We start from the raw sequence: 23,207 nt of genomic DNA, 5'->3' as shown, positions 1-23,207 counted from the left end.
TCGTCGCCGCCTGGACCAAGGTCATGAACGCCGATCGCTTCGATCTCGTCTGATCTTCGGGTAAAGCGTTCGAAACTGCCTATATCGGTGGTTTCAATCATGCGGGGGCGGCCTTGGCCGCCTCCGTTTTCTTTTGCGGGCTCGCCGTACATCCTTCGCCTGCACGTCCGGACGGAGGCGACGGCCCGTCATTGCTCGGCAGGGCAATCGGTGTCATCCGGGCGGCCAGTCTTTCCACCACCCGAACGAGCAGGATTTCTACCCGTCCGGGCGTTTCCAACCGGGGCAAAACGCGGTCTGCTAAGCCAACCAAAAATCCCCAGAACCAAGCATTCGGGGGAACAGGCGAAAGGCCGGTATCGGGCCGCCTGCGGGATCGTGGCTAGAGCGTTTTGCGATGAGATGGGGTCACCTCGAATCGCAAAGGCGCGTCGAAACAAAGAGCGAGAGCAAACAAGCGGTCACACTCGAACGCGCTTTGCTCCAGCGAACGGGGGACGCCTTGGACGAGAGCAGGCCACTCAGTTTCCGCGAGGATGTACGCAGCCTGCTGTTCAGGCTGCTGCTATCCGTCGTGAGCGAACGCGAGCCATCTCTGGCTGCGGTGCTGGCCGGCACCGAACCGCTGGATACGCTCGACAAGAAGCAACGCATCTGCGCCCTGCAGGCGACCGGGATCTGGTTCCAGCTGGTCACCATCGCCAACGAGCTATTGGCCATGCGCGCCCGGCGTGAGCTCGAGCAGGTCGGCGGCGCCGACGAGATCGTCGGCTCCTTTTCCAATGTGATGGGGGAGATCGCCTCCGCCGGCTATCCGGCCGAGGAAGTGCAGGCCGCGCTCGACCGGTTGTGGGTCGGGCCGACGATGACGGCCCATCCGACCGAAGCCAAGCGCGTCACCGTTCTCGAGATCCACCGCCGCATCTATCGCAAGCTCACCGAACTGGAGCAGCATCGCTGGGCGCCGCGCGAGCGCGAGCAGCATGTCAACGATCTCGCGAGCGAGATCGAGCTGTTGTGGATGTCCGGCGAATTGCGCCTCGAACGCCCCTCGGTCGAGCGCGAAATCGCCTGGGGCCTCCACTTCTTCCGCGAGGTCATCTTCGAGGCGACACCCCGGATCTACGAGACGGCCCAGGAGGCGCTGGCACGCCACTATCCGGAATATGACCTCAAGGTGCCGTCCTTCCTGCATTTCGCCTCCTGGATCGGCGGCGATCGCGACGGCAACCCCAATGTCACGGCCAAGACCACGGCCTATGCGCTGGATGCCTGCCGCCAGGCCATCATCGGCTGGTACATTCAGCAGGTGCGCCGTCTGGTGACCTTGCTCAGCGTCAGCGCCAACGTCGTCGACATTCCCGAGGATTTCGGCAAGGCCCTCGATCGCCTCCTGCGCTCGACGGGTGCCGCATCGGCCGTTATGGCCCGCAACCCGGGAGAGCCGCTGCGTCAGTTCGCGGCGGGCATGTTGGAGCGCCTGCGCGCCATGCGCAGCGAGTCCATGGCAGAGCCCTATGTTCGCGCGGACACCTTCAACGCCGATCTCAGCGAGCTGGAAAACGTCCTCGTCCGGCTTGGCGGCTCCCTGACGGCACGGCGCCTCATTCGTCCCCTGCGCCAGCAGGTCGAGAGTTTCGGCTTCCGCACAGTCTCGCTCGACATCCGGCAGAATTCCACCGTGGTCAATCGCGTGCTGGCCGAGCTGTTCGGCCAGATCCCGGGAGGCGACTCTCCGCAGCCGGAAACCGGCCCATGGAGCGCGCGCCTGCGGTCCGAACTGCAATCGGGCCGGAGACCGATTTTTGACCGGGCAACCTTGTCCGACGAAGCCCGGGAATTGCTCGATCTCTTCGACGTCATCCGCGAGGCTTCGGCCGACCCGGGCACAGGCGCGATCGGCGCTTTCATCCTGTCGATGACGCGCTCCTGTGACGACCTGCTCGCCGTCTATCTGCTGGCGCAATATAGCGGTCTAGCCACGGCCGCCGACGGCAGCGGCACCATCAATCTGCGGGTGGTGCCGCTGTTCGAGACCATCGCGGACCTGCGGGCCGCCCCCGACATTCTCGACCAGCTGCTGGGCCTTTCCATCGTGCGCCGATCGGTGCGCGAATTCGCCAACCGCCAGGAAGTAATGCTCGGCTATTCCGACTCGAACAAGGATGGCGGCTTCCTTGCATCCAATTGGGAGCTGAGCAAGGCGCAGCGGCGCATCACTGCCCTCGGCCTCAAGCGCAAGGTCAAGATCAGCTTCTTCCATGGCCGCGGCGGTTCGGTCAGCCGCGGCGGGGCGCCGACCGGCCGGGCCATCGCGGCCCAGCCGGCCGGCACCATCGACGGCGTGATGCGCGTCACCGAGCAGGGCGAAGTGGTATCGTCGAAATTCGCCAATCGCGGCACCGGCCTCTACCAGCTCGAGATCCTGGCCGCGAGCGTGTTCGCCCATTCGGTCAAGTCGCGCAACGAGAGCCAGCTCAAGGACAATCCCGAGTTCAACGAGGCGCTGGAAGCGCTGACCGGCATGTCGCAGGCAACCTATTCCGGCCTGATCCGCGAGCCGGGTTTCATCGATTATTTCAACCAGGCGAGCCCGGTCGAGGAATTGTCGCTGCTCAAGATCGGCTCGCGCCCGGCCCGGCGTTTCGGCGCCCGTGACATTGCCGACCTGCGCGCCATCCCCTGGGTCTTCGCCTGGAGCCAGAACCGGCACCTGATCACCAATTGGTATGGCATCGGCAGCGCGCTCAACTCCTTCGTCGGCGTCCGCGGCGAGGCGGGGCTCGATCTGCTGCGCCAGATGTTCGAACGCTCGCGCTTCTTTCGCCTCGTCGTCGACGAGGTCGACAAGGGGCTCTACCAGACCGACATGGAGATCGGGCGTCTCTATGCCTCGCTGGTGCAGGACGGCGAGGTTGGCGAGCGCATCTACCGCAAGATCGCGGCCGAATATGAGCTGACTCGCAAGATGATTGCCGAGGTCAATGGCGGACTGGCCCTTTCGGAGCGGTTTCCCTCCTTCAAGCGCCATTTCGACCAGACCCGCCCGCAGATGGATGCGATCCACCGCCTGCAGGTCCAGCTCCTGCGTGAAGTCCGCGCCCAGGACGGCAAGTCCGCCAGCCCCAAGCGAGCGGTCAATGCCCTGCTGCTTTCGATCAACTGCATCTCGGCCGGGCTCGGTTGGACCGGCTGACGATGGTCATATCAGCGCCTCCGGGCGCCATAAGGGAGGAGTTTCATGGACAGCCCCGTCAGAACCGATAGCACGGATATCGGCCATTTCTTTCACGATACCTTGTCCAAGGCCGATCCGGCGGTCAGCGGTGCGATCGGTCGCGAGCTCCATCGCCAGCGCGAGGAAATCGAGCTGATTGCCTCGGAAAACATCGTCTCCAGGGCCGTGCTGGAAGCGCAAGGCTCGGTCCTCACCAACAAATATGCCGAGGGCTATCCGGGGCGGCGCTATTATGGCGGCTGCCAGCATGTCGACGAGGTCGAGGACCTTGCCCGCGAGCGGGCGCGGCAGATGTTCAACTGCAGCTTTGCCAATGTGCAGCCCAATTCCGGCAGCCAGGCGAACCAGGCGGTGTTCATGGCCCTGATGCAGCCGGGCGATACCTTTCTCGGCCTCAACCTCGCCGCCGGCGGACACCTCACCCATGGCGCGCCGGTCAACCAGTCGGGCAAATGGTTCAACGTGGTTTCCTATGGCGTCGACCCGCAGACGCACCGCATCGACCTCGATCAGGTGCGCGACCTTGCCAGGACGCATCGGCCGAAAATTATCCTGGCCGGCGGCTCGGCCTATCCGCGCATCATCGATTTCAAGGCTTTCCGGGAGATCGCGGACGAGGTCGGCGCCAAGCTCTTCGTCGACATGGCGCATTTCGCCGGCCTGGTCGCCGGCGGCGTCCACCCCAACCCGCTCGACCATGCCCATGTGGTGACGACCACGACGCACAAGACCCTGCGCGGTCCGCGCGGCGGCATGGTGCTGTCGAATGACGAGGAGATCGGCAAGAAGATCAATTCGGCGGTCTTCCCCGGCCTACAGGGAGGTCCGCTGATGCATGTGATCGCGGCCAAGGCCGTGGCCTTCGGCGAGGCGCTGACCCCTGCGTTCAAGACCTACGCCGCCAATGTCGTCGACAATGCCAGAGCCCTCGCCGAAGCGCTGTCCTCCGGCGGTGTCGACATCGTGTCGGGTGGCACCGATACCCATCTGATGCTGGTGGACCTTACCCGCAAGAACCTCACCGGCAAGGCGGTGGAAGCGGCGCTCGGCCGGGCTCACATCACCTGCAACAAGAACGGCATTCCCTTCGATCCCCAGGGGCCGATGGTGACCTCCGGCGTGCGCCTGGGCACGCCAGCCTGCACGACACGCGGCTTCATGGTCGAGGAATTCAAGGAGGTCGCCCGCCTCACATTGGCGGTGATCGATGGTCTCGCCGCCAATGGCGAGGAGGGCAATGCCGCTGTGGAAGCCGGGGTGCGCCAGGAGGTGAGCGGCCTGCTCGCGCGCTTCCCGATCTATGACTGAACGACGACGCAGCGGAGGGCCATGGCGACTGTCCGAGCCATGGCCTTGTCCCGCCGTAGTCTTAGGGTTCTAGCTGCGTATCCCCGACCGTACCTGCGGGCTTGTCATGGCTGCAACGTGACGTCGTCGGCCTTGGTCACGCGGGCGAGCAGCGGGAAGATGCGCTGGAAGGCGAAGGCGTGCATGTCGGCAGCGCGGCCTGTGCAGGCGTCCTCCACCAGCACGACGGCATAGCCGTGTTCATGGGCGGCGCGGGCGGTCGATTCGACGCCAATATTGGTGGCGATGCCGCCGATGACAACGGTGGTGATGCCGCGGCGCCTCAGCTGCAGGTCGAGTTCGGTGCCGTAGAAGGCGCCCCATTGATGCTTGGTGATCCTGAGGTCGGAGGGGTCTGCAAGACCGTTGGCCAGATCCGCCCAGCCCTCGGGAAATCCGCCGGGCGGTATTCTCATGGGCTGGTCGACCGGTGCCTTGAGGGCATCGCCGCGATCGGCGGAGAAGGCGACATTGACAAGGATGACGGGCGCTCCAGCTGCCCGAAAGCGCCGGGCCAGTTCCTGCCCCTTGATCAGCACATCGGGGCCGGAATAGGGCTCGGCGGCCGTGCCGACAATTCCCTTTTGCAGATCGATCAAGATCAGAGCCGTCGTCGAGGCGGGCAGAGCGGGCATGGATTGATCCTTTTGCGGAGTTTTCGACTACCTCGCGCCAGGGTTGCATGATGGCGGGGAGATCGATATCTATTTGAGGAATTGCTCAAGCAGCGTATGTATTTGAGGATGGGCTCAAATTTGTCAAGCCAGAAACGCAAAACCTTGGCGCCCCAGCGCGAGGTCGGCCGGCAGCGCGTCGCCGAACTCCTGGAAGCGGCGGCGGAGGTGATCCAGGAGCGGGGCTTCGAGGCGACCACCATGGCGGAGATCGCCCTGCGCGCCGATGCCCGCATCGGTTCGCTCTATCGCTTCTTCCCCAGCAAGGACGCGGTGGCGGATGCGCTGATGGATCATTATGCAACGGTCCTTGCCGCTGCCTATGACGCCGTGCGCGATCAGGCGGCAGGCGCTACGCCGGAGCAGCTGGCGGACATCCTTATCGATCTCCTGGTGAAGCTTCATCCCCAGGCGCGAGCCGTTACGGCCCTGCTGGATTCCAGGACGGATTGGACGCAGATCCGCCTGCGCTTCCGCGCTCAGGCTCTAGCCGGCGTGCGCGCGGCGCTGATGGCCAACGCGCCAGGCCTGGCGGAGGCCGAAGCGGACGACATCGCCGCAGTCGTGCTCAACAATATGAAGACCATGGTCGGCATGATGCGCAAGGACGCGCCGACGACGCCAGGCGCGCCGGACCAGCTCAGATTGATGAACCGTCTCTATCTGGGGGCCAAGCTGACGCCGGCACGGCCATGACGATTGACAATCAAGACGAGGTGACGAACGGCAGAGCTCTCCCGTGGCGCAGGCGCGTCATGCCCATGAAATCTTAAGCCTCTAGCCTGATTTTGCTTGTCAACGCGACGGAACGCGCCGCAAGTACGATCCAGTTTGAGGATGCTGCGTCCATGCGTTCGAGAGTATTGCCCGTTCTGGCTTTCCTTGGCTTCGCCGCCGGCACGTTCATGCCCGGCTCGCGAGTGCATGCCGATGAACGTTCTCCCTATTCGGTGCTGAACTTTTCCTCACAGCCCGACGCCGGTCCGGACTGGATCGTGACGGTGGGGGTCGGGACGCAGTATGGACCGACCTATGAGGGAGCCTCGAAAACCAGCGTTACCGTGCTGCCCTCCGATTTCGACATCAGGCGAGCAGGGGAGGCACCCGGATGGGGCGCCCCCGATGACGCATTCTCGTTTTCGGTGTTCGAAAGCCATGGCTTTGCCATTGGGCCCGCTGCCGATTTCCGTGGCGGCCGCTCGCGATCGGATGAGCGGGACCTCACCGGCGTGCATACGGTGCCCGCGACGCTCGATGCCGGCCTGTTCATGGAATATTGGCTGATCGAGAATCAGCTCCGTGCCCGGGCGGAAGTGCGCCAGGCCCTGCGGGCCGGGCAAGGGCTGGTCGCCGATTTCTCGGCCGACTGGGTGCAGCCCTACGACGCCTTCACCTTTTCCATCGGTCCGCGCCTGTCGGTTGGCAACGGCACCTATATGCGCTCCTCCTTCGGTGTGACGGAGCGCGATGCCGCACGCAATGGCCAGGTGATCCCCTACGACCCCTCAGCCGGCATCAAGGCCTATGGTGCCCTGGCTTCGCTTTCCTACCAGTTTTCGCCGGCCTGGAAAGCGACGCTCTATGACAAATACGAGCGCCTGACGGGCGATGCCGCGGACAGCCCGGTCACGAAGCGTTTCGGTTCGCTCAACCAGAACACGGTCGGCCTCAGCCTGAGCTATTCCTTCGGCCTGAAATTCCGATAGGCGGGCGCAGCGCCATGGAAGAGTCGCGCGAGAAATCCGCCAGCACGGCAGGTGCGTGGTAGGAAGCCCTCAGTGCAAAGATCTGTGCCGCCCGATGATGGTGATCACTGGCCAGCGTGGGATTGAGTCATCGGACTTCCGTCAGTTTGAGACGGGCTTCAAGGGCTGCGTGTGCTTCCTTCCGCTCGCTGTAGCGATCGGTGAGGTAATCCGAGGCATCGCGCGTCAGCAGGGTGAACTTGACCAGTTCTTCCATTACATCGACGACGCGCTCGTAATAGGATGAGGGCTTCATACGACCGTCGGGCGTGAACTCCTCATAGGCCTTGGCGACCGAGGACTGGTTGGGGATGGTGATCATTCGCATCCAGCGGCCGAGGACGCGCATCTGGTTGACCGCATTGAAGGATTGCGAACCGCCTGAGACCTGCATGACGGCAAGCGTCTTGCCCTGGGTCGGGCGTACCGCTCCGATCGACAAGGGAATCCAATCGATCTGTGCCTTCATGATACCTGTCATGGCACCATGGCGCTCAGGGCTGCACCAGACCTGCCCCTCTGACCATTGCGACAGCTCCCGTAGTTCGCGGACCTTGGGATGATCTGCCGGCTCGGTGTCCGGCAGCGGCAAGCCATGCGGATCGAAGATCCGGGTCTCTGCGCCGAAATGCCTGAGGAGCCGTTCCGCTTCCAAGGTCAGCAACCTGCTGTAGGAGCGTTCCCGCAGCGAGCCATAGAGCATCAGGATGCGTGGCGGATGTCCCGACGCCTTCGGCCGCAGACGATCGAGCGAGGGGATTTGCACGCAATCAGCGGCGATGTTGGGCAGGTCGTTCGTCATCCATCGCGTCCTTCCGCTGCGGCCGCGGAGGAACCCCGCTCATACCAAGGCTTGGATCGATTCACGATCCACACCACGGACAGCATCACCGGTACTTCGATCAGCACGCCGACGACGGTTGCCAGGGCGGCCCCCGAGTTGAAGCCGAACAGGCTGATGGCGGCGGCAACGGCAAGCTCGAAGAAGTTGGAGGCGCCGATCAGGGCCGAGGGGCCGGCGACGCAATGCTGTTCGCCTGCGATGCGATTGAGCACATAGGCAAGCCCCGCATTGAAATAGACCTGGATCAGGATCGGTACGGCAAGCAGCGCGATGACCAGGGGTTGAGCGATGATCTGCTCGCCCTGGAAGCCGAACAGCAGCACCAGCGTGGCGAGGAGCGCCAGCAGGGAGAGGGGGCCGATGCGCGCGAGAAAATGGTCGAGCCCCGCCTGGCCTCCGGTGGCCAGCAAGCGACGGCGAAGCCACTGTGCCACCGTCACCGGAATGACGATATAAAGCCCGACCGACAGGACGAGCGTGCCCCATGGCACGGTGATCGCCGAGAGGCCGAGCAGCAGGCCGACGATCGGCGCGAAGGCGACGACCATGATGGCATCGTTGAGCGCGACCTGGCTCAAGGTGAAATGCGGCTCGCCCTTGGTCAGGTTCGACCAGACGAACACCATGGCGGTGCAGGGCGCCGCAGCGAGGATGATGAGCCCGGCGATGTAGCTGTCGATCTGGACAGCCGGCAGATAGGGCCGGAACAGCCAGCCGATGAACAGCCAGCCGAGCAATGCCATGGAGAATGGCTTGATGGCCCAATTGATGAAGAGGGTGACGCCGATGCCCCGCCAGTGCCGGCCGACCTCGCGCAGGGCGGCGAAGTCGATCTTCAGCAGCATGGGGATGACCATCAGCCAGATCAGCACGGCGACCGGGAGATTGACCTTGGCGATCTCGGCGGCGCCGATGGTTTGGAAGGCCGCCGGCATCAAATGGCCGAGTGCAATGCCGGCGAGGATGCAAAGGGCAACCCAGAGCGTCAGGTAGCGTTCGAATGTGGACATGTCAGAAACTGATCTTGCGGGTCATGAGCACCGCGCTGGCGGGGCAAAGCGATGACGCCTGGCGTGTCGCCAGGATCGCGATGGGCGCAGCTGCCCGCTCTACCGGCTTGAAGCCGACGCGAGAGAAGAAATCAGATGCCGATGTCGTCAGGAGCCAGGCTCGCTTTGCACCAGCTTCATAAGCCCGGTAGAGCAGCAAGGGCACGATGTTGCGGCCGATCCCCGTTCCTCTCGCCTCCTGCGGTACCACGACCGATCGGATCAGAACCTCGTCGCCCTGCAACTCATAGCCGCCAAAGCCGACAGGCTGGCCGTCGAGTGTGTGATAGGCAAAGAATCTGCTGCCTGGCTCGGCGAGGTCGTCGACCGGTAAGTTTTCCGCCTGGAGGGCGGCGACAAAGGCCGGATTGGTCGGAGCTGCGGCGACGTCCTTCAGGAAGGGAACACCTTCCTCCTTTTCGATCCTCGAGCGTGCCATTGCTTGAGGAAGGAGATCAAGCGCGACGTCGGACGGTCGGCAGAGCTTCACGCCAAGTGGACTGACAACGATGGGCCGGTTGATCAGGACGGGGTGTGCGATCATCGCATCCAGGAGCTGATCGTCGGTCAGATCAGGCGAATCCAATCCGAGTTCCGCATAGGGCGTGCCCTTCTGCCGGATCAGCGCTCGCACGCCGATACCCATTCGCTCGACGAGCCGAGCCAGCAGGGCCCGTGAGGGAGGCGTTTTCAGATATTCGATGACATGGGGCTCAGTCCCCCATTGCCGGATCAAGGCCAGTGTGTTGCGCGAAGTGCCGCAATCGGGATTGTGATAGATGACGATATCCATGCTGGCCGTCATGCCGCGCTGTTGCGGGGCGAGGTTGCCCCTTCGGATTGGCCGATTTCGATGAGCTGTGCGCGTAGGGATGCCTGATCCAGGCTGGCGACTGGCAGAGCGATGAAAGCACTGATGCGGTTTTTGAGAAAACGCAGCGCCGTGACGAACGCCGTTTCCTTCTCGATGTCGCTGCCCTCGACACGAGCCGGGTCCTCGATGCCCCAATGGGCCGACATCGGGTGCCCGGGCCAGACCGGACAGGTCTCGCCATGCGCGTCGTCGCAGACGGTGAAGACGAAATCCATCTGCGGCACATCAGGCCCGGAGAACTCGTCCCAGCTCTTCGAGCGCAGGCCTTCGATCGGATATCCAGCCCGTTCCAGGCAATGCAGTGCGAAATGATGGACGCTGCCCCTGGGCTTGCTGCCGGCCGAGAAGGCGTTGAAGCGGCCACGGCCATCCTTGCGCAGGATGCTCTCGGCCAGGATCGAGCGGGCCGAGTTGCCGGTGCACAGGAACAGCACATTGTAGATGTGCGAAGGCGCATGCGGGTCAGGCATGGGGGATATCCTTTCGAGGAGCACAGCACGCCGAGAGCGAGGCGACGGCGGGATTGCAGACTTCCGGGTGGCCCTGACAGCAGTCACGCATGAGGAATTCGATCAGGCCGGAAAGCGCCGGATAGGCCGCGCTGTAGAGGATCGAACGTCCCTCACGGCGCGATTCAACCAGACCGGCCTGCTCGAGGTGGCTGAGGTGAAACGACATGCGCGAGGAGGAAGCGCCGTCCATGGCCTCGCCAATCGCGCCTGCCGCCAAGCCGCCCGGGCCAGCCGTCACCAGCAGCTTGACGATCCTCAGCCGCGTTTCCTGGGATAGGGCGGCGAAGGCATTGAGGGCTTGCTTTTCGTCCATTTTTATCTCAACATCTCAAGACTCATTGAAATGATGGATACACCAACATGAACGCTTCTGCCAGCCCATTGACGATCGAATTTGGCGGCGATGCCTCGCTCGACGGTTTCCGAGCTGCGTTGAAGCCGCATGCCGGCAAGGGGCTGGTGCTGCATTATGGCGAGCGGACGATACGGCCCGGCTATCATGTCACCGAGGTCAAGGCGGGCTCGTTCGTCACCCTGGATTGTGGCGGCAATCCGGATGCCTGGCGAGAAACGATCCTGCAGGTCGAGGACATCGAGGCGACCGCCGACGGGGATTTCATGTCCGTCGCCAAATTCGAACGAATTCTGCAACGGGTCGCGGAAAGGCTGGAGCTCGAAGCGGATGCCCGGCTTACCTTCGAGGTGGGCCAGCCTGGCGAGCCCATGCAGATATTCGATGTCGGTGCACTTGAAATCGCCGGTGGCGAGCAGATCGTCCTCAAACTCGAAGGGCGCCCGGCAATTTGCAAGCCGCGCCATCGGCTCGAGCAACCGGCCGGCGCGACGGCGTGCTGCAGTTCGAAAGCAAGCGGCGGCGGGTGCTGCTAGCACTGCAGTTGCGTTTGCATGAAGGAGCACGGGAAAAGGGGAGTGTCAGCCTCCACAGCTCCATCAAGTGATGGAGCGGGGCTGACACTCCAAATCCCCTTCGAACAAAGAAGCAACTGTAGAGTACTAGGCCGAGCGCAGGCTTGCTCCGCATTTTTCAGAACGAGTTGACGATCCGGCCGGCTCGCATGTCGGTGATCATGGTGTGGGCGTGGTAGTGCATGGCGCATTTGATCGCGTAGATCTGCATTACCACCGGTGAGCGCCGGCGTTTGAGCATCGTCCACAGGCGCTGGCGATAGACCCGGCGCAGTTCCTTCTGGGGTACCCGGCGCATCAGGCGCAGGAAGATGCCGGCGGCCTCCAGCATCCACATCAGGTTGAGCCTTGCCAAACGCAGCGGATGGCGGCGCAGATGCCGCAGCCTCGAGCGTTCGGGCCTGATGCGCTCGTCGAGATAGAGGGCATCCAGGCGATCGAAATAGGCCTGGGGCTGGTGAAGATCGGCCATTACGTCCAGATAGCCGTCGCGCAACGCCTCGCGGCTGAAATTGAGGGGGATGACATTGGTGCCGTAGGGCTGCCGGTCGGCGAGGTCGAGGCGACCCTCCTTGGCGAGGCGGCTATAGAGCGGCGTCTTGGGAATGGCTGCGAGCATGCCCACCATGGCATTGACGATGCGCGAGTCCTTGATAAAGCGGCGCTGGGCCTCGAAGATGGTGGCATCGTCGCTGTCGAAGCCGAGGATCATGCCGCACCACACCTCGATGCCGCTGCGCTGGATGGTGTGGACCTTCTCCAGCATGGTGGCGCCCTTGCGCACGTTCTGCAGCTTCTTGGTTTCGCGCAGAGCCGCCTCGTTCGGCGTCTCGATGCCGATGAATACCACCCTGATATTGGCGTCGACCATCAGCTCCATCAGCTCGGCATCGTCGGCGAGGTCGATAGAGGCCTCGGTGACGAAGGTCATCGGATAGTCATGCGCGACCTGCCAGGCGATGACGTCACGCAGCACGTCCTTGATCGCCTTCTTGTTGCCGATCAGGTTGTCGTCGACGATGAAGGCGGTATCCATGCCTGTCGCCAGCAACGCCTCCAGTTCGGCGATGACTTGCCTGCTGGTCTTGATGCGCGGCTTGCGACCGAACACCACGATGATGTCGCAGAATTCGCAGGTGAACGGGCAGCCGCGCGAGAACTGCACGCTGCCGACGGCGTAGTCGTCCATCTTGAGAAGGTCGAAGCGCGGTACCGGCACCGTGCTCATGTCGGTTTTGTCGGCCTGTTCGTAGCGGCGGGCATGGCGGTTCTGGATCCAATCATCCAGAAAGCGCGGCCAGCTTTCCTCGGCCTCACCGACGAAGGTGACGTCGGCATCATCGCCGAAATAGTCCTCCCGCACGGTGATCCAGGGCCCGCCGACCGCCACGAAACAATTGTGGCGCTTGAGTTCGTCGAGGATCTCGCGCATGCGGAAACGCTGTACGATCATGCCGGTGAGGCCGATAATATCTGCCCGGGCGCAGAGCTCGTAGTCGATTGCTTCGACGTTTTCGTCGATCAGGGTCACGGTGTGTTCGGCCGGTGTCAGCGCTGCCAGCAAGGGCAGGCAGGCGACCGGCAGGTTGGCCTTGGCGTCGAACAGGGGTAGGGCATGTTCCAATCCCCAATAGGAAGCCTCGAAGCGCGGATTGATCAGCACGATATGGGCCATGGTCGTCACCGTTCAGTGGTGTTGAAGGATGTTCTTGCGGCTATTCCATCAGTTCGTTGCGTTCGAAGGTTTGCCCGGCGGCGAGCCGGGCGGCAGCAGTTGGCGCGCGCCGTCTCAGGCCGCGCTGTCGAGTTGCGTGTCTACATTTGTAAAATTGCCGGTGGCCGGTGGGTGCGCGGCGGCGATATAGTCGCGCGTCATCGGCAGGGCCTGGTTGGACTTGGCAAGCTGGATCTGGAACACCACGAGGTCTTCGCAGCGGAAGGCAACCTCGGCGGCGGCAAGGTAATATTCCCACATCCGGCAGAAACGAGCGTCGTAGAGCGCCTCGGCCTCGCTCCAGCGCGCCAGGAAGCGTTCGCGCCAGGCTCTCAGGGTTTCGGCGTAGTGCAAGCGCAGCACCTCCACATCGGTGACGATCAGCCCGGCGCGTTCGATGGCCGGCAGGATCTCCGAGAGCGAGGGAATATAGCCGCCGGGGAAGATGTATTTGTCGAGCCAGGGCGTGGTGAAGCCGGGTTCGGCCGAGCAGCCGATGGTGTGGAGCAGCATCACCCCATCATCGGCCAGGAGCCGGGCCGCCGTCCTGAAGTAGGTCTCGTAATGGGCAAGGCCGACATGCTCGAACATGCCGACGGAAACGATGCGGTCGAAATGCCCCTGGACACTGCGATAATCGATCAGGTCGAAATGGACGCGGCCTTCGGCGGCACCCTTGGGCCGCGCGCGGGCAAAGGCGAGTTGCTCTTCCGACAGGGTGACGCCGCGGACCTCGCTTGCACCCGCTTCGGCGATCGAGCAGGCGAGACCGCCCCAGCCCGAACCGATGTCGAGCACCCGGTGCTGCGGCCCGACTCTGAGCTTTGCGATGATATGCTGCTTCTTGGCAGCCTGGGCCTCCTCCAGGCTCTGGCCGGGATGTTCGAAATAGGCGCAGGAATATTGCCGGTCGGCATCCAGGAACAGATTGTAGAGGCGTCCATCGAGATCATAGTGATGCGCGACATTGCGCTTGGAACGGCTCGGCAGGTTGCGCAGCCGGAAGCGGCGCAGGGCGGCGCGCGTCCGGTCGATGAGGCGCGCGGGCAGGGGATGGGTCTGGTTCTGGCCCTCACGCAGGATGAGATGCACGAAATCATAGATCGAGCCTTGTTCGACCAGGAAGCGCTCGTCCATGTAGAGCTCGCCGAGCCGCATGTCCGGATCGGCCAGCAGGGCCGCCACGGCAGCCCGGTCCGTCAGGTGGACGGTGACTGGTTCGCCGCTGCCGTCGCCGAAGATGAGCCTGGTTCCGGCGGGTGTCACCACCGTCAGATTGCCGCGGCTGACGATCCTGGCGAAGGCCCAGCGCAGGATGCGGTCCAGGATGGAATCCATCTCATGATCTCCTATGGGGTGGCGCTAGGAGCGCGGCCCGACCGTCTTGGAGACGGTGATGTCGTATTTCTTCAACCGGTGCCAAAGGCTGCGTTCATTGATGCCGAGCAGTTCGGCTGCGCGCACCTGCACGCCGTCGGCCCGCTTCAGGGCCTCGACGATGAGACCGCGCTCGAAGGCGGCAGCTGCATCGTCGAGTTGAATGGGGAAGTCCTGCGCCGCGCCGTTACCTGGCTTTTCGGCGATGTAGGGCGGCAGGTCGGTGGCCGATATCACCGGGCCACGTGCCGAAATCAGCGAACGTTCCACGCAGTTCTGCAATTCGCGGATATTGCCGGGCCAGCGATAGGCGGCCAGCACGCGCACTGCATCGGGACTGAAACGGATGTCGCGCTTGCCGAGCGTGGGTGCGAGGTCGTCGGCGAAAAGATCGAGAAACAGCGGAATGTCCTCGGCGCGTTCGCGCAGCGGGGGCAAGGCAATCGGGAAAACGGCGAGGCGGTAATAAAGGTCCTCGCGGAACTTGTTCTCGGCCACCATCTGGGTGAGGTCGCGATTGGTTGCGGCGATGATGCGCACGTCGGCCGTGCGCGAACCCGTCGCTCCCACTGGCTCATATTGGCGTTCCTGCAGCACGCGCAGGATCTTGGCCTGCAGGTTGAGCGGCATGTCACCAACCTCGTCAAGGAAGAGAGTTCCGCCCTCGGCCTGGGCGAAGCGGCCGACACGGTTGCTGACCGCGCCGGTGAAGCTGCCCTTCACATGACCGAAGAACTCACTTTCCAGCAGCGCTTCGGGAATGGCGGCGCAATTGACGGCGACGAAGGGCTTGCGCTGGCGCGGGCTGTTGAAGTGGATGGCGCGTGCCACCACTTCCTTGCCCGAGCCACTCTCGCCGGTGAGCAGCACGGTGGTGCGCTGTTCGCACACTTCGCTGACCGCGCGCAGCACCTTCTGGAAGGCCGGAGACTTGCCCACCAGCGTGTCGAACTTGTAGCGCCCCGCCAGTTCCTGGCGTAGCCGTTCATTGTCGCGCAAGGCCTCGTGAAGGCGCAGCGCGTTGGCGAGGGTCGTCGCCAGTTCCTCCTGTTCGATCGGCTTGTCGATATAGTCGAAGGCGCCATCCTTGATGGCCTGGACCGCGTCGCGCACGGTCGAGTAGGCCGTCATGATCACCACAGGCATCGAGGGATGGCGACGGTGAATCTCGGCCAGCAATTCCTGCCCGCTCATGCCGGGCATGCGCAGATCGCTGAGCACGAGGTCGACGGGTTCTTGCTCCAGCCGCTCGAGCGCGGCAGCACCGCTGCTGGCGGTGAGCGGGCGGTAGCCCAGCCCCTCCAGCACGCCACTCAGCACGTCGAGCAGCTTCACCTCGTCGTCAACGAGCAGGATCGTTTGGGACATCGCCTGCCCTCCGTTGGGATGCGGGTATCACGAGTTCGAAAATGGCGCCGCCATGCGCAGCGTTGCGGGCCTCGATCCAGCCGCCATGGCCCTCGGCAACTGCGAAGACGCGGGCGAGGCCGAGGCCGGTGCCGCTGTCCTTGGTGGTGACGAAGGGATCGAAGATGCGGTCGATCAGGGTTGGCGGGATGCCCGGGCCATTATCGGCAAAGATGAAATGCACCTCGTCTCCTTCGCTGGCGATGCGGATATCGAGACGCGGGCGAACGGCAAGGCCGGGTGCCGTCGCCAGTTCGGGCATTCCTTCCATGGCTTGCAGGGCATTGAGCACCAGGTTGAGGCAGGCCTGGATCATCTGGTCGCGATCGACATGGATGCGGGCACCGCCGCTTTCATCCTCGACGTTGACAAGGATTTTCTGATGCTCGATCTCGCTCTGGCAACTGCCGAGAACCCGGTCGATCAGATCGACGGGAGCCAGGTCCATCATGCGCTGCGGCGGCCGGGCAAAGGCCAGGAAGTCGCGGATGAGCTGGTCGATGCGGCGGACTTCGTCGATGACATAACCGAGGCGCCGCGTTTCCACCTCGGTCAGATTGGCACCGTTCTGCAGGAGTTCGGCGGACGTCTTGATGATGCCGAGCGGATTGCGCACCTCATGGGCGAGGCCGGCGGCGACCTCGCCGAGCGTGGTCATGCGCTCGCGCCGTCTGAGCTTGGCCTCCATCTTGCGCAGACCCTCCAGCTGCTGGGCCATCGAGTTGAAGGCGGTGGAAAGCTGGCCGAGCTCGTCATGGCGGCGCGTCGGCACGCGTTGGGTGAAATCGCCCTTCGCGATGGCGTTGACGCCTTCCGCAAGGCGGATGACCGGGCTGGTGAGCAGGCGCGACATGATCAACCCGGCACCGAGCGACAGCAGCATGCCGAAGGCGAAGATGGCGATGAACAGGTTCTTGCTCGTCACCCAGTCGGCAATACCCGACTCCGAACTGAGGCCGCAAAACAGCACGCCGATGAGATTGTTGCCGTCACGGATCGGCGCATAGATGCCGATGGAGGTGTCTTCGTCGTCGATGTCGGCGGATGTATACTCGTCAGCGGCGTTGCCGGCGACTTCGGCCAGCGTTGCCGGGGGCAACGCCACTGAGGCTTGGCCGCCGGAGGCGTAGACCTGCGTGAACTGACCGTTGACCTTGTAGTAGAGGCGGACGGTCAGCGACGACAGCGCTCCCATATTGGCGACGAAGCTCTGGTCGACCAGCGTGCCGATCAGCACATGGTAGCGCTGGCCCTGATAGTCGAAGGTGCTGGAACCCGCTGCCATCAGGGTCGGCGTACCGTCGATCACGTCGAGATAGAGCTTCTGCCCCTCGCCGAAGGGCACGCTGGTGATGTTGGTGGCGGGCTTGGAGGAGAAGACGATCCTGCCTTCATTGTCGGAGATCAGCAGGAGGTCGTAGCCGAGCGCGTTGATCATATGCGACACTGCCGGCGGCATTTCTCGCGACTGCCCGGTGACGAGAGCGGTCAGGCTGCCGTTCTCGGCGAGCACGTCGGCGATGCTGGCAGTTTCCCGACGCTGGTCGAGAATGTTGGCCACGAAAAAGTGCGAGGTCTGGAACAGCCAGGCCTCGACATTGTCCTCGAAGGTGGTGGAGACGACCTGCGTGGCGAATTTGGTCGCGATCAGCATCGGGATGACGCTGATGATCACGAACACGCCGACGAGCTTCCAGCGTATCGACCGGCTCCACCATTTATAGAGAACGGTGAGCATCGTCACCCGTCGCCTCCTCCCATGACGACCACCCCCGCGACGATCAGGCCGATGCCGACCAGGCGCCAGGGTGTGAGCTCTTCACCAAAGACGTAGTGGGAGGCGATGGCAACCACCAGCATCACCACGGCGGTGAGGGGAAAGCCGAAGCTGAGTGGAATGCGATCGAGGATGACCATCCAGGCCGAGAAGGCACCGAGATAGCCGAAGACACCGACGATGACCCAGGGATTGCTCGCCGCTTGCATGAGCCAGGCAAGGCCGAAGGGCAGATGGGCCAGCGCCTCGCCACCGATCTTGAGGGCAAGCTGGGAGGTGGTCTCGAACACGAGCAGGAGCAGCCACGCAAACAGGGTATTGCGGTAGTCCGGGCGCATGGCGGATATCGCGTTGGTCATGCCGCTTCCTTCACGAGATTGGCGATCGCGGGATCGAAACGGTCCAACCGCACGAATTTGGCGACGACTTGCAATATGGTGTTAATTGCCGCGTTGCGATGGCGGAAATATTGCCAATTGGGCTGCAACCGGCAGCCGAGCCGCAGCTTGGGGCCGTAGAAGGCCTGGCCGCTCTGGTAGACGGGGATGCCGCGCTCGATGCAATAGCGGACATTGTGCAGCCAGCTGTTGAAGTAGAGATTGAATTTCGGAACGACGGCGTAGTTCATGCCGATATATTTGTCGATCAGGCGATCCGCGGTCTCGATCACGAAATTGAAGGCGACCAGCTCGTCGTCGTGCCAGTAGAGGAAGACACTGGCCTCCGGGGCGAGAAAGCGCAGCAGCTGCGGGAAATAGTCCGGCGGCAGATATTCGAACTGCAGGTCGCTATGGGCGACGGTCTGTTCATAGAGAGCCGACACTTCGCCGACCACGTGGTCGATATTACGGCGCTGCTCGACCCGGATATCCTTGAACGCCTTGAGCTTGCGCCGCATATCCTTGCGGGTGGCCTTGCTCAGGCTCTCGAGATAGCCGTCGAAACTGCCGTAAGGCAGGTCGAGCACGGCCGTGGGTAGGCCGGGCAGACGCGTGAAGCCGCTCGGCGCGAGCGCGCCTCGCCACAGGCCGTCGTCCCGGGCAGGAGCATCCTTGATGCCGAGCAGGCCGTAGCGCTTGGCCGCCCCGAATTCCTGCAGCGCGGTAACGATGCGCCGGAGCAGCGCCGGCCGCTCATAGGCCGGCACTTCCGGCGCGAAGCCGAGATGGCAGATTTCGGCGACCGGCGAGCCGAAGGCGATCAGGCGCAGCGACAGCAAGGCCGGCAGCAGGCGATGGATCTGGTTGGTGATCCGCTTCAGGACGCCCTGCACGGTGGTGTCGAGGCGATATTCGGTGCCGAAGGCTGGCACCACGGCGACCAGGCGGCCATTGTCGCGGATGGCCGCGTAGTACCAGGTGAAACCGGGCGGGCCAGCTTCCTCGCAGGCGCGATAGAAGGCCCAGTTCTCCGGGTCGGACGGAAAGCAGCGATTCCAGTCCGCACTGTCGAAGGCGGTGATCGAGTTTTCGACGACGGCGGTGAGCGTCATGATCGTCCTCGATTGAGCGCCAGGCTCAGGCTGGGAGCAGCAAGCCGGCGGGGCTCGGTACGCTTGAGAAAACCGACGGAATGATCGATCACCAGCTCACGTTCCTGGTCGAGCGTGATCATGTGGTAGCTGTTCTCCAGCAGGATCTTCTCGACATTGCCGCCAAGATTGGCCGCCAGGTAATTGGCATTGCGGATGCTGGTGACGTCGTCCTCGCGGGCATGCAGGACCAGGACCGGCATGCGCAAGGCGGGCAGGCGCGGTTTCAGGTCCCGGATGAGATAAAGAAGCTGGGCAAGGCTGCGGCCGGGCATATAGAGCAGGCCCGCCTCTTCGCTGCGGCCGGACTCCATGGCGGCCTGCACCCTGGCCCGCAGCCTGTCGTCCTTGATGCCGTAGGGAAAATTCTCGCGGAAGCGGAAGAAGCGCCCGAGCCCGAGCAGGATGGCCCCATGCAAAAGCACACTGCCGCGCGGCACGCTCCAGCCGTCATAGAACATAGTCGGCGAATAGAGCAGGCAGCCGGCCACCCGGTCGGACCGGTGGGATGCCACCAGTAGGGCTAGCAGCGCGCCCATCGACAAGCCGCCGACGAACACGGCGTCGTGGTCCTGGCGGATCCGGTCGAAGGCTTCGAGCGCGCTGGCGAGCCAGTCCTTCCAGCCGGTCGCGGTGAGGTCGGCCTCGCTGCCGCAATGGCCCGCAAGCTGCACGCCATAGACCGAATAGCCGGCCCTCACGAGACCCTTGGCGACCAGCTTCAACTCGGCCGGCGTGCCGGTGAGCCCATGGATCAACAGGATGGCAGTCGGGCCGCCGGCATAGTGAAAGGCATGGGGCTGGGCGGGAGCCGGCGAGCTTTCGGCCTCGGACTTGCCGATAGGGGTATGGACGTTCATGTCGAGGTCCCCACAATGGCGACGCCTACGGCGATGAGAGCGGTTCCAAGCCAGCGCCGGCGCGATACCGGTTCCTTGAGAATGAAGCGGCTGGCGAGCGCGATGCCGCAATAGGAGAGGCTCGCCAGCGGGAAGGCCACGCTCAGCGGCATACGCGACAGCACGAACAGCCAGGCGCCGATCTCGATGGCGTAGGTCGCCACGCCCAGCCAGATCAACGGCGTCGTCGTGACCTTGAGCCAGACCGGCCGCGAGGAATCCCCGCCCGTGACGCCATCGAGGCCCGCCTTGAAGCAGAGCTGGCCGACGACGTCGCACAGGATCGTGCCGAAGAGGACCAGAAGGGCGAAACCGTTCATAGGGCAGCCTCGAAGGCGGCGATCAGCCGCTCGTTGGTATGGGCATTGACGGAGAGATCGGGTTCGGCGTCGGAACGCGGCTGGTCGAGCCGGGCCTCGATGAGCTTGAAGGGATTGCGGTGGCGGATCGGCGCGTATTCGCCGCAGATATCGGCACCGACCACGCTGAAATTGGCTGCCAGGCGCCTGATGGCTTCGATCAGGCGTTGCAGCGGCAGTCCACCCTGGTCCCAATTGGTCACGGCTTCCGTCGGCGGCAGTACGTCCTTGTCGATGGTGATCCAGATCCGCTCGGTCGGCACACGCTCCATCAGGGCGCAAAGGAAGTCGCCCCAGTCCTGGTCCACCAGATTGTGCCAGCGGATCAGCCCGTCGGCGGCGACATGCCCGGCGCCGCTGCGGACGGCCTTGCGTGTTTCCGAGGGACCATGCCACCAGGGGAAGAGTTCCAGCCGTCCGTTCGATAGAGCCTCCAGATTGGCGCCCTTGCGATCTGGACGCACGAGATCGTCGCTGCAGGGGCCGATGGTGACGACGCGCTGGACATGCGGCAGGGCGAGCGCCTCGTTGACCCAGGATCCGCAATGGCGGCGGGGCATGGTCCAGCACCAGTCGGGGTGATTGTCGAAATGGAGCACGGTCAATGGCCCCGGAGCGGAGGCGATGAAACTGGCGGTAAGGTGATGGAAATCGCCGGAACCGACCAGCGTCAGCGCCGGTCTCGACGAGGCCGGCAGGCTGGCCCAGAAGCTCTCGAAGGCGGCATAGGCCTGGCGGCGTGCCCATAGACGCAAGGCCGGCCCAAGCGAGCGCAGGTCATGCAGGACAGCCTGGCCGGACTGCAGGCGCCGGGCGACCGGCCCCTGGCCGGGCAGGCTGCCGTCGAGATCCAGGACCCGGATCGGCATCATGGCAGCACCCTGCCGGGGATGCCGGCTTCCAGCAGGGCGGCTTGCTTTTCCTGTCCGAGAAAGGCGCCGCTGGGTGCGTGTGTGGGCAGGTCGGCCAAGCCGGCGGCGCCGAGGTTTGGCAGCCGCTCGGCCAGGAGCCGGGTGACCTCGGCAAAATCCGCATAGGGCAGGTGCACGATGCCGTTGGCCTGGCAGTGCTCCCGCAGGCCTGCCTTGGCAAAGACGAGATCGACGACCCCGGCCGCGCAGTAGTCGGAACGTCCGTCGCCGATCAGGATGGCGGTGTGCGCCTCCGCGGTGCCGGCCGAACGCACGGCTTCGCATTTGCAGGTTCCGGCCGCCGAATGACAGGCCGAGGAGGCATGCGGGCTGAGCATGGCATGACGATCCTCGGCCAGGAACATCAGGCGATTGGCGATAACCGGCAGGTCGCCCAGGCCGACGCGCGACAGGATGCGCCGGATGGCGTAATCGAGGCCGTCGCTGACGATGATCGGCTCGATGTCATGGTCTCGGCAGAAGGCGACGAAATCGACGAAACCAGGATCGATGTCGACGGCGTCGAGCAGATGATCGAGGGCAGGGCGGCTGCAATGCAGCAGCGCCACCTGGCGGGCCATGCAAACGGCGGAGCCGATCAGGCCCGCCTGCCATTGGGCTTCGATGTCGCGCCAGCCAGGTGTCGCAAAGGCTTCCAGCAGCACGTCGGTCACGTCGCTTGTCGCAATCGTTCCATCAAAGTCGCAATATATCCGATACGCCATTTCACGATCCGCCGGCAGAAGGTTTTGCCCCCTTCATCGCAAGATGCATGCCAGTCGGCTTTCTTGGGATCGCAGGCGTCCTCGTCCGCTTTTCTCTCGCTTCTCAAAGCAGTTGTTACGGCTTGTGGCGGCGAATGAGCGCAGGCGAGGGCACGGATCACCGGCCTTCCTCCAAATTGCGAGCTACAAGTTTTGTAGCTCGCGTCAGGAAATGTCGCGGCGCTGGCCGCCCTCCCATTCGCTGCTATGGCGCGCAACACGTCGAAAGTCGTGGCGGAATGCGGGCATTCGAGGCTTTGGCGATCTTGGCACGTTCCTTGCGGTTGGTGTGGCAGCCGCTCTGTGGGTCGCCGCAACCAGGCGACCGAACCAGGAACGTTCAAGATGCGCATTCTGCACTATTCAAAATGGGACTGGGTACCCGTCGTACTCGGGACCGCTCATTTCCTCGCCGTGATCGGGTTGTTCGTCGCCTTCCCGCATTTGTCCTGGTGGAGCTTCATCTGCCTGGCGCTGATCTATTCGCTATCGATATCCTGGAATATCAATAGTATATCCCACAACTTCATTCATAATCCGTTCTTCGCCAGTCAGACCCTGAACGTCGTCTTCAGCTTCATACTGTCGATCACGCTCGGCTTTTCGCAGGCCATGTACAACTTCGTCCATATGCGCCATCACAGCGGCAATATGGACAGGCCCGATGAAGCCGGAAAAACCATCGATTACCTGTCGATCTACAAGCATGGCCATGACGGCAAGCCCGAAAATGTCTGGGCCTATACTTTCCTCAGCTATTTTCGCGATGACCCGGCCGAGATCCTCCGGGCCATGGCGCTCAGGCGCCCGGGGGAAGCCCGACAGGCCAAGTTGGAACTTGTTGTGATGATCGGCTTTTATGTGGTGCTGGCGCTGCTCGACTGGCGCTTCATCGTCTGCATGCTGCCCTTCAACTATCTGGGCCAGTGCCTGTCATCCCTCAACGGCTATTACGAGCATTTCGGCGGCGACCCGGAAAAGCCGCTGGCCTGGGGCGTGAGCACCTATGAAAAGGTCTACAACTGGACCTGGATGAACAATGGCTATCACGCCGAGCATCATTACAGGCCCAAGGTCCATTGGACCAAGATGCCCGAGCTCCACCGCACCATTGCCTCGGAGCAGGAGCAGGCTGGCACGCGGGTGATCCGCCCGCCCCATCCCCTTGGCTTCCTCGACGCCGATCTGGCCCAGCACTGACGCACGCCCGTCGGCTCCCACGTGACGCGCCCGCCAAAACCCTCCTCAATCGAGACAA

General features: G+C 63.5%; 22 protein-coding genes. 6 read left to right on the top strand and 16 right to left on the bottom strand.

What is annotated here, in order from left to right; translation table 11 throughout:
• Positions 1-502: 502 nt before the first annotated feature.
• Both QM672_RS25635 and glyA read left to right on the top strand, forming a co-directional pair.
• Positions 503-3,196, top strand: a complete 2,694-nt coding sequence (locus QM672_RS25635; RefSeq protein ID WP_415085979.1) for a phosphoenolpyruvate carboxylase — start codon at positions 503-505, stop codon at positions 3,194-3,196.
• A 45-nt stretch (positions 3,197-3,241) separates the two neighbouring features.
• Positions 3,242-4,546: a serine hydroxymethyltransferase gene (gene glyA, locus QM672_RS25630; RefSeq protein WP_394311991.1), complete on the top strand. Its 1,305-nt coding sequence runs from the start codon at positions 3,242-3,244 to the stop codon at positions 4,544-4,546.
• Positions 4,547-4,650: 104 nt separating this feature from the next.
• Here glyA and QM672_RS25625 read toward each other — a convergent pair whose 3' ends face one another.
• Positions 4,651-5,220 carry a hydrolase gene (locus QM672_RS25625; RefSeq protein ID WP_415085977.1) on the bottom strand — a complete coding sequence of 190 codons (570 nt, stop codon included), beginning with the start codon at positions 5,218-5,220 and terminating at the stop codon, positions 4,651-4,653.
• 120 nt (positions 5,221-5,340) lie between these two features.
• Here QM672_RS25625 and QM672_RS25620 point away from each other — a divergent pair, with 120 nt between their 5' ends.
• Together QM672_RS25620 and QM672_RS25615 are read left to right on the top strand one after the other, a co-directional pair.
• A complete protein-coding gene (locus QM672_RS25620) occupies positions 5,341-5,955 on the top strand; it encodes a helix-turn-helix domain-containing protein (RefSeq protein ID WP_415085975.1) in 615 nt (204 codons plus the stop codon).
• A 152-nt stretch (positions 5,956-6,107) separates the two neighbouring features.
• Positions 6,108-6,965 (top strand): MipA/OmpV family protein, encoded by an 858-nt coding sequence (locus tag QM672_RS25615; protein WP_415085973.1) that lies wholly within the window; start codon positions 6,108-6,110, stop codon positions 6,963-6,965.
• A gap of 127 nt (positions 6,966-7,092) precedes the next feature.
• Here the strand turns inward: QM672_RS25615 and arsH are convergent, their stop codons facing one another.
• Genes arsH through QM672_RS25590 form a run of 5 tightly spaced genes read right to left on the bottom strand, consistent with a single transcriptional unit; the run spans position 7,093 to position 10,596 of the window.
• On the bottom strand, positions 7,093-7,806 hold the full coding sequence (gene arsH, locus QM672_RS25610; protein ID WP_311944981.1) for an arsenical resistance protein ArsH: 714 nt from the start codon (positions 7,804-7,806) through the stop codon (positions 7,093-7,095).
• Entirely contained in the window at positions 7,803-8,858 is a 1,056-nt protein-coding gene (gene arsB / locus QM672_RS25605) for an ACR3 family arsenite efflux transporter (RefSeq protein WP_367624328.1), read from the bottom strand. The genes arsH and arsB overlap by 4 nt, the downstream gene beginning before the upstream one ends.
• Position 8,859: 1 nt before the next feature.
• On the bottom strand, positions 8,860-9,690 hold the full coding sequence (arsN2, locus tag QM672_RS25600) for an arsenic resistance N-acetyltransferase ArsN2 (RefSeq protein WP_415085982.1): 831 nt from the start codon (positions 9,688-9,690) through the stop codon (positions 8,860-8,862).
• 8 nt (positions 9,691-9,698) lie between these two features.
• A complete protein-coding gene (locus QM672_RS25595) occupies positions 9,699-10,241 on the bottom strand; it encodes an arsenate reductase ArsC (protein WP_367624329.1) in 543 nt (180 codons plus the stop codon).
• Positions 10,234-10,596 (bottom strand): ArsR/SmtB family transcription factor, encoded by a 363-nt coding sequence (locus QM672_RS25590; protein WP_367624330.1) that lies wholly within the window; start codon positions 10,594-10,596, stop codon positions 10,234-10,236. The genes QM672_RS25595 and QM672_RS25590 overlap by 8 nt, the downstream gene beginning before the upstream one ends.
• A gap of 47 nt (positions 10,597-10,643) precedes the next feature.
• Between QM672_RS25590 and QM672_RS25585 the strand changes: the two genes are divergently transcribed.
• The gene (locus QM672_RS25585) at positions 10,644-11,171 is read left to right on the top strand and encodes a DUF6428 family protein (protein ID WP_367624331.1); all 528 of its coding nucleotides are present in this window, start codon (positions 10,644-10,646) and stop codon (positions 11,169-11,171) included.
• Between the two features lie 157 nt (positions 11,172-11,328).
• On the opposite strand, the gene QM672_RS25580 is transcribed toward QM672_RS25585, so the two are convergent.
• The 10 genes from QM672_RS25580 to QM672_RS25535 all read right to left on the bottom strand — a co-directional run bounded on the left by QM672_RS25580 (position 11,329) and on the right by QM672_RS25535 (position 21,910).
• Positions 11,329-12,885 carry a DUF4070 domain-containing protein gene (locus QM672_RS25580; RefSeq protein ID WP_415085969.1) on the bottom strand — a complete coding sequence of 519 codons (1,557 nt, stop codon included), beginning with the start codon at positions 12,883-12,885 and terminating at the stop codon, positions 11,329-11,331.
• Positions 12,886-12,999: 114 nt separating this feature from the next.
• A complete protein-coding gene (locus QM672_RS25575; protein ID WP_415085967.1) occupies positions 13,000-14,262 on the bottom strand; it encodes a class I SAM-dependent methyltransferase in 1,263 nt (420 codons plus the stop codon).
• Between the two features lie 24 nt (positions 14,263-14,286).
• On the bottom strand, positions 14,287-15,669 hold the full coding sequence (locus QM672_RS25570; RefSeq protein ID WP_149249678.1) for a sigma-54-dependent transcriptional regulator: 1,383 nt from the start codon (positions 15,667-15,669) through the stop codon (positions 14,287-14,289).
• The gene (locus QM672_RS25565) at positions 15,644-17,446 is read right to left on the bottom strand and encodes a sensor histidine kinase (RefSeq protein WP_367624596.1); all 1,803 of its coding nucleotides are present in this window, start codon (positions 17,444-17,446) and stop codon (positions 15,644-15,646) included. Before QM672_RS25565 ends, QM672_RS25570 begins: the two co-directional genes overlap by 26 nt.
• 2 nt (positions 17,447-17,448) lie before the next feature.
• Complete coding sequence (locus QM672_RS25560; RefSeq protein WP_367624335.1) at positions 17,449-17,844, bottom strand: EamA family transporter; 396 nt, start codon at positions 17,842-17,844, stop codon at positions 17,449-17,451.
• Positions 17,841-18,977 carry a GNAT family N-acetyltransferase gene (locus QM672_RS25555; RefSeq protein ID WP_415085964.1) on the bottom strand — a complete coding sequence of 379 codons (1,137 nt, stop codon included), beginning with the start codon at positions 18,975-18,977 and terminating at the stop codon, positions 17,841-17,843. Before QM672_RS25555 ends, QM672_RS25560 begins: the two co-directional genes overlap by 4 nt.
• Positions 18,974-19,876: an alpha/beta hydrolase gene (locus QM672_RS25550; RefSeq protein WP_311945001.1), complete on the bottom strand. Its 903-nt coding sequence runs from the start codon at positions 19,874-19,876 to the stop codon at positions 18,974-18,976. Before QM672_RS25550 ends, QM672_RS25555 begins: the two co-directional genes overlap by 4 nt.
• On the bottom strand, positions 19,873-20,235 hold the full coding sequence (locus QM672_RS25545; protein WP_311945002.1) for an EamA family transporter: 363 nt from the start codon (positions 20,233-20,235) through the stop codon (positions 19,873-19,875). Before QM672_RS25545 ends, QM672_RS25550 begins: the two co-directional genes overlap by 4 nt.
• Positions 20,232-21,146, bottom strand: a complete 915-nt coding sequence (locus QM672_RS25540; RefSeq protein WP_311945004.1) for an arginase family protein — start codon at positions 21,144-21,146, stop codon at positions 20,232-20,234. Before QM672_RS25540 ends, QM672_RS25545 begins: the two co-directional genes overlap by 4 nt.
• Positions 21,143-21,910 (bottom strand): MtnX-like HAD-IB family phosphatase, encoded by a 768-nt coding sequence (locus QM672_RS25535; RefSeq protein ID WP_415085961.1) that lies wholly within the window; start codon positions 21,908-21,910, stop codon positions 21,143-21,145. The genes QM672_RS25540 and QM672_RS25535 overlap by 4 nt, the downstream gene beginning before the upstream one ends.
• A gap of 384 nt (positions 21,911-22,294) precedes the next feature.
• On the opposite strand from QM672_RS25535, the gene QM672_RS25530 reads away from it, so the two are divergent.
• Positions 22,295-23,149: a fatty acid desaturase family protein gene (locus QM672_RS25530; RefSeq protein ID WP_415085959.1), complete on the top strand. Its 855-nt coding sequence runs from the start codon at positions 22,295-22,297 to the stop codon at positions 23,147-23,149.
• The last annotated feature ends 58 nt before the right edge of the window (positions 23,150-23,207 follow it).

This window comes from Labrys sp. (in: a-proteobacteria) (genome assembly GCF_047605565.1).
In the GTDB taxonomy this organism is placed as follows: domain Bacteria; phylum Pseudomonadota; class Alphaproteobacteria; order Rhizobiales; family Labraceae; genus Labrys; species Labrys neptuniae.
Note: the sequence above shows the minus strand (reverse complement) of the source record. Positions and strands in the feature narration are given on the sequence as shown.

What these genes read in the sequence shown, in the direction of transcription:
- arsN2 (WP_415085982.1), bottom strand. Translation starts at nt 9,690, where the DNA reads ATGGATATCGTCATCTATCACAATCCCGATTGCGGCACTTCGCGCAAC.
- arsB (WP_367624328.1), bottom strand. Translation starts at nt 8,858, where the DNA reads ATGTCCACATTCGAACGCTACCTGACGCTCTGGGTTGCCCTTTGCATC.
- glyA (WP_394311991.1), top strand. Translation starts at nt 3,242, where the DNA reads ATGGACAGCCCCGTCAGAACCGATAGCACGGATATCGGCCATTTCTTT.
- QM672_RS25565 (WP_367624596.1), bottom strand. Translation starts at nt 17,446, where the DNA reads ATGCTCACCGTTCTCTATAAATGGTGGAGCCGGTCGATACGCTGGAAG.
- QM672_RS25570 (WP_149249678.1), bottom strand. Translation starts at nt 15,669, where the DNA reads ATGTCCCAAACGATCCTGCTCGTTGACGACGAGGTGAAGCTGCTCGAC.
- QM672_RS25580 (WP_415085969.1), bottom strand. Translation starts at nt 12,885, where the DNA reads ATGGCCCATATCGTGCTGATCAATCCGCGCTTCGAGGCTTCCTATTGG.
- QM672_RS25540 (WP_311945004.1), bottom strand. Translation starts at nt 21,146, where the DNA reads ATGATGCCGATCCGGGTCCTGGATCTCGACGGCAGCCTGCCCGGCCAG.
- QM672_RS25545 (WP_311945002.1), bottom strand. Translation starts at nt 20,235, where the DNA reads ATGAACGGTTTCGCCCTTCTGGTCCTCTTCGGCACGATCCTGTGCGAC.
- QM672_RS25595 (WP_367624329.1), bottom strand. Translation starts at nt 10,241, where the DNA reads ATGCCTGACCCGCATGCGCCTTCGCACATCTACAATGTGCTGTTCCTG.
- QM672_RS25555 (WP_415085964.1), bottom strand. Translation starts at nt 18,977, where the DNA reads ATGACGCTCACCGCCGTCGTCGAAAACTCGATCACCGCCTTCGACAGT.
- QM672_RS25615 (WP_415085973.1), top strand. Translation starts at nt 6,108, where the DNA reads ATGCGTTCGAGAGTATTGCCCGTTCTGGCTTTCCTTGGCTTCGCCGCC.
- QM672_RS25590 (WP_367624330.1), bottom strand. Translation starts at nt 10,596, where the DNA reads ATGGACGAAAAGCAAGCCCTCAATGCCTTCGCCGCCCTATCCCAGGAA.
- arsH (WP_311944981.1), bottom strand. Translation starts at nt 7,806, where the DNA reads ATGACGAACGACCTGCCCAACATCGCCGCTGATTGCGTGCAAATCCCC.
- QM672_RS25625 (WP_415085977.1), bottom strand. Translation starts at nt 5,220, where the DNA reads ATGCCCGCTCTGCCCGCCTCGACGACGGCTCTGATCTTGATCGATCTG.
- QM672_RS25535 (WP_415085961.1), bottom strand. Translation starts at nt 21,910, where the DNA reads ATGGCGTATCGGATATATTGCGACTTTGATGGAACGATTGCGACAAGC.
- QM672_RS25550 (WP_311945001.1), bottom strand. Translation starts at nt 19,876, where the DNA reads ATGAACGTCCATACCCCTATCGGCAAGTCCGAGGCCGAAAGCTCGCCG.
- QM672_RS25575 (WP_415085967.1), bottom strand. Translation starts at nt 14,262, where the DNA reads ATGGATTCCATCCTGGACCGCATCCTGCGCTGGGCCTTCGCCAGGATC.
- QM672_RS25530 (WP_415085959.1), top strand. Translation starts at nt 22,295, where the DNA reads ATGCGCATTCTGCACTATTCAAAATGGGACTGGGTACCCGTCGTACTC.
- QM672_RS25560 (WP_367624335.1), bottom strand. Translation starts at nt 17,844, where the DNA reads ATGACCAACGCGATATCCGCCATGCGCCCGGACTACCGCAATACCCTG.
- QM672_RS25585 (WP_367624331.1), top strand. Translation starts at nt 10,644, where the DNA reads ATGAACGCTTCTGCCAGCCCATTGACGATCGAATTTGGCGGCGATGCC.